2 protein-coding genes and 1 rRNA gene are annotated in these 4,876 nt (G+C 36.1%); all 3 read left to right on the top strand.

The genetic code is table 11. From position 1 onward, the window contains the following. Nucleotides 1–102, top strand: a 5S ribosomal RNA gene (gene rrf, locus H1P_RS31045); the annotation flags it as partial. 94 nt (nt 103–196) lie between these two features. Next, entirely contained in the window at nt 197–2,761 is a 2,565-nt protein-coding gene (locus H1P_RS31040; RefSeq protein WP_144875011.1) for an efflux RND transporter permease subunit, read from the top strand. Between the two features lie 67 nt (nt 2,762–2,828). Continuing rightward, the gene (locus H1P_RS31035; RefSeq protein WP_222427333.1) at nt 2,829–4,634 is read left to right on the top strand and encodes an ABC transporter ATP-binding protein; all 1,806 of its coding nucleotides are present in this window, start codon (nt 2,829–2,831) and stop codon (nt 4,632–4,634) included. The last annotated feature ends 242 nt before the right edge of the window (nt 4,635–4,876 follow it).

Raw genomic sequence — 4,876 nt, 5'->3', positions numbered from 1 at the left:
TAATGGAACCACTTCGACTCCATCTCGAACTCGACAGTGAAACGTTATTGCGGCGAAGATACTTGGGGGGTAGCCCCCTGGGAAAATAGTTCAGTGCCAGGTTCTCTTCTTGATTCTGCTCTCAAACCCTCTTCTGTTTGAGAGCTTTTTGCTTTTTGTGATAGCTTATGATTATGAATTTTTAACTAAGCATCAGATGAATATATCTCAATTAGCAATTAAATATTCTCGTATAACAATTGCTTTTTGGGTTGGAATTGCTGTTACTGGGATTATTGCTTTAAATTCATTGCAGTATAATTTATTTCCTGATGTTACTTTTCCAGTAATAGTCATTCGCGCTCAGTCTCAAGTAAATACAGTTGTAGAAACAGAACAGCAATTAACTATTCCTATTGAGTTAGCTTTAAAAGATTTGCCTGGATTAGCTAATATTGAGTCGACAACTTATCGTCAACAAATATTAGTTAATCTTTCATTTGATACAGGAATAGATATTAATGAGGCAGTTGATAATGTTGATAAAAACTTAAAAAAAGTATCTTTTCTAACAGAAACTACTTGGAAAGTTATTCCTTTTAATTTGAATGAATCTACTGCTGTTAGCTACGTGCTAATAAGCGAAAGCTACTCTTTGTTAGAGTTAGCCAATATTGCCAAATCAAAAGTTATTCCTGCTTTTCAAGATATTTCAGAGGTACAAAAAGTAAATATACTCGGAAAATCTGAGCAAAATTTAGTTCATTTTAATGGTAAAAATGCTGTCGCATTGCAGATTGTTAAGACCGCAAAAGGAAATACTCTAGAAATAGTTAGGCAAGTTGCTCAGATAACAGACAAGTTGCAGCAACAATTAACAGATACTCAATTAGTATTGGCAGAAACTCAAGCAAAATATATTCAAGAAGCTACTCAAGCTACTATCGATGCGTTAGTAAGTGCGATCGCCATTTCGGTAATTACGATCTTTGCTTTTTTGAAAAACTGGCGAGCTACCTTGATTACAGCGATCGCGATACCTATTTCTTTGTTGGGTACTTTTATTGCGATGGCAATAGCAGGGTTTAATTTAGAAACTTTAACTCTGTTGGCATTAGCATTGGTTATTGGGATTATTGTTGATGATGCCATTGTGGAAGTAGAAAATATTATTCGTCATTTAGAAGAAGGACAATCCCCTAATAATGCTGCGCTACTAGCTACCCATGAAATCGGCGTTACGGTTTCGGTGTCTACTTTAACTATTGTGGCTGTATTTCTGCCTATTGCTTTGATGGGAGGTACATTAGGTCAATTTTTTCGTCCTTTTGGTTTAACCATTTCGGTTGCGGTTTTGACTTCTTTGTTAGTAGCTCGTACATTATCCCCAGTGTTAGCGGTTTATTTTCTCAAGAGAAGAAACCATTATCAACAAAATAAGAATGACTCAAGATTGATTAATCTATATCGTGGTTTATTATCTTGGTCATTATACCATCGTCAACAAGTAATTGCGATCGCAATAGCTGTTTCTCTAGGAGGAGTTGCATTGATTCCTTTGATTCCTCAAGGGTTTATTCCTAGTCTGGATCGAGGGGAATTTAATATTTTGTATCAAACATCTTTGCCTAACATCAAAATAGAAAAAACAGTAGATCGAGAAGATCGAGCAAATAGCTCTAGTTTCGGCTGGCTCAAAAAAATTGCCCAATCCCCAGAAAAGATACTTTTACGCCGTACTTTAAAAATAGGAACACAAATAGAACAAACAGTCCTAGATTTTCCTGAAGTAGAATCAGTCTATACTGTCGCAGGATTTCGTGGACAAGCCAATCAAGGGAAAATTTATGTCAAGTTAAAAGGCGATCGCTCTTTAAAAACCGATGCGGTACAAGAAAATGCCAGACAAGCTTTGGCAAAGATAGATAATGTAGATATAAGTGTAGAAGATATTCCTTTTGTGGAAACGGGAAGGGATACCCCTTTCAAAATAGCTCTTATGGGAGATAATCTAGAGCAATTGCGTCAAACGGCGATCGCAATAAAGCAACGAATTGAGCTATTACCATCCCTAGTGGATGTTACTTTTACAGGAGAAACTCAAGATATCGAAACAATAACTCGTTTCAACAGTCAGAGAGTAATTTATCTAACAGCTAATTTAACTAAAGATAGTGCTATCAGAAATGTTACGCAACAAGTATTAGAGATCGTAGAACCTTTATTATTTTCAGGTATTACAATCGATACTCAAGGAAATTCAGCAAGATCGAGCAAAATACTGAAAGAATTCGTGATTACTCTAGGTATTGCCGTTCTACTAATGTTAGCTGTTTTATATTTACCTTTCAAACGATGGTTAGAACCATTAGTGATTGGTTTATCTCTTCCTTTAGCAATTATCGGGTCAATGTTAGCTTTATTGATTACTCAAAGTGATTTTGGCATGATCTCTCTAATTGGCTTAATTTTTTTATTGGGCTTGTTGGATAAAAACGGTATTCTCTTAATGGATTATGCCAATCAACTCCGTAAAGCAGGAATACCTCGTAAACAAGCATTGATTCAAACTGGAACAATTCGTTTACGCCCTATATTAATGACTACAGCTTCGACAGTTTTAGGAATGTTACCCATTGCATTAGGATGGGGTGCAGGTGCGGAATTACGTCAGCCAATGGCAGTAGCTATTATTGGTGGTTTAATTGCATCTTCTCTATTGAGTTTAATTGTGATTCCCGTGCTTTATTCTTTGCTTGAAGATAGAACAACTAATAATTAACTACCTCATCAGAATTTCTGCATAAAATACGCTACAGTAAATCCGTCGCAATTTGAGCCTCAGAAGTTTGACATCCAGCAGAAGAATTCGAGATATCTTTGGCAATACCACTCAGCTATTACGTCTGGTGTGGCAGGCTACTCCTTTATACTTGGTTTTATCTTTGATCGTGACTGGGGTCAAAGCGTTACTTCCTGCTTTAATGTTGGTGGTGAATAAAGCAATTGTCGATCTGGTAATTGCCAATTGGGGTAATAGTGATTTGGATTGGCAACCTTTTATTGACTTGGTAGTGATGCGGTTTGCATTGAGTTTGTTGGGAGGAATTTTAAACCAGGTTAATCTTTATGTGTCGCAGATCTTTAATGACAAGTTTGTTTTATATGCCAATTATGTCTTGTTAGAAAAAGCTATCCAACTAGATTTAGCTCATTTTGAATCTGCGGAATTTTACGATACCCTCAGTCGCGCTCAAAGTAGTGGTATTAGCTATCCTCAAAAAGTCGTCAAAACTATAACTGCTTTATTTGGACAGGCTCTTACTTTAGTTAGTTTGCTTGGGTTATTAATTCAATTTAACTGGACAATTGTGCCATTGTTATTTTTTACTTCGCTACCTTCTTTTTGGACAAGTGTTATTTATTCTGGTAGAAGATATTGGATGATGCGTCGAGAAACCCAAGCAGGGCGTTTGTCGGATTATTTAAAGCAGGTTTTAACCCAACAATCTTTTGCTAAAGAAGTACGATTATTTAACTTGGGAGAACATTTATTAAGGGAATGGCGGGGGATTCGTCAGGATTTTAATAGTAAGTCTGCTGTAATTGCCGAACGCTATGCTAAAATGCGTGGTATTTCTGGAGTTTTAGTAAGTATTGGCTTTTATTTTGCTTATGGTTGGACGTTAGTGAGAACAGTGGCGGGTCAGATTTCGGTAGGAGACTTCACTATGTATACGGGGGCTTTTAGTCAATCTCAAGAGCTTTTACCAGCTATCTTGCAGAATATTGCCCAAATATATGAATCTAATCTTTATGTTTCCCAATTCTTTGAATTTTTAAGCCTTAAACCTCAAGTGATCGATGCGGTTTATGCTGAACCTTTCCCCCAACCGATACGAAAGGGTTTGGTTTTGCAAGATGTCACTTTTACCTATCCTGGTGCAAGCAAACCCACCTTATGTAACCTCAATTTACAAATTAAACCAGGAGAAAGTATTGCTTTAGTTGGTTTGAATGGTGCAGGAAAAACTACTTTACTCAAACTGATTACCAGACTTTACGATGTGGAATCAGGAATGATTACTATTGATGATATTCCGCTACAAAACATTAGCTTACCAGAGCTAAGAAATAATATTGGGGTTCTCAATCAAGATTTTGCTCGTTATCAGCTTAGTGCAAAAGATAATATCAGTTTTGGTAATCTCACTAAGAGAGACAATTTAGCTCTTATTGAAGAAGCTGCGATTAATGCGGGAGCAAATCGAGTCATAGAAACTTTAGAAGAAGGTTATCAGGCAATTCTGGGAAAAATGTTTAAAGGAGGGGTAGAGCTTTCTGGGGGACAATGGCAAAAAATTGGTATGGCAAGAGCATTTATGAGCAATGCACCTATTTTAATTTTAGATGAACCCACGGCTGCTTTGGATGCGATCGCAGAATACGAATTATTTGAAAAGTTTCGCGCTCTTACCGCAGGAAAAATGACCTTTTTTGTCAGTCATCGTTTTTCTACTGTTCAACTAGCAGATCGCATTGTTGTTTTAGAAAATAGCCGTATTGTGGAAGTAGGTTCTCATCAGGAATTAATGTCAAATAAAGGCTTATACGCTCAAATGTTCGGTTTACAAGCCTCTAGTTACAATTTATAGGTTTTTTTGATAGAAGTTGTTCTGGAGAAGAAGAGTTATTGCTAACTATTGATTATTACCAATCTTGTTCTTAATAAAAAAAATAAGAACTCAATCTCATATAACTGACATTCCGCAGATTATTTTCTCAAGAAAATAATTAAATCAATTTGCTTGAATATAACCGTTTATAGCAATCGCCAATATTTAAAAACGTCAAATAATATATTAGTTCTTATTCTGTTTCTAAAATCGCTGTATTC

Source organism: Hyella patelloides LEGE 07179, assembly GCF_900659865.1.
GTDB lineage: Bacteria > Cyanobacteriota > Cyanobacteriia > Cyanobacteriales > Xenococcaceae > Hyella > Hyella patelloides.
This window is presented reverse-complemented; position numbering and strand designations above follow the sequence as displayed.

Coding starts and splice junctions, on each gene's coding strand:
- H1P_RS31040 (WP_144875011.1), top strand. CDS start 197: ATGAATATATCTCAATTAGCAATTAAATATTCTCGTATAACAATTGCT.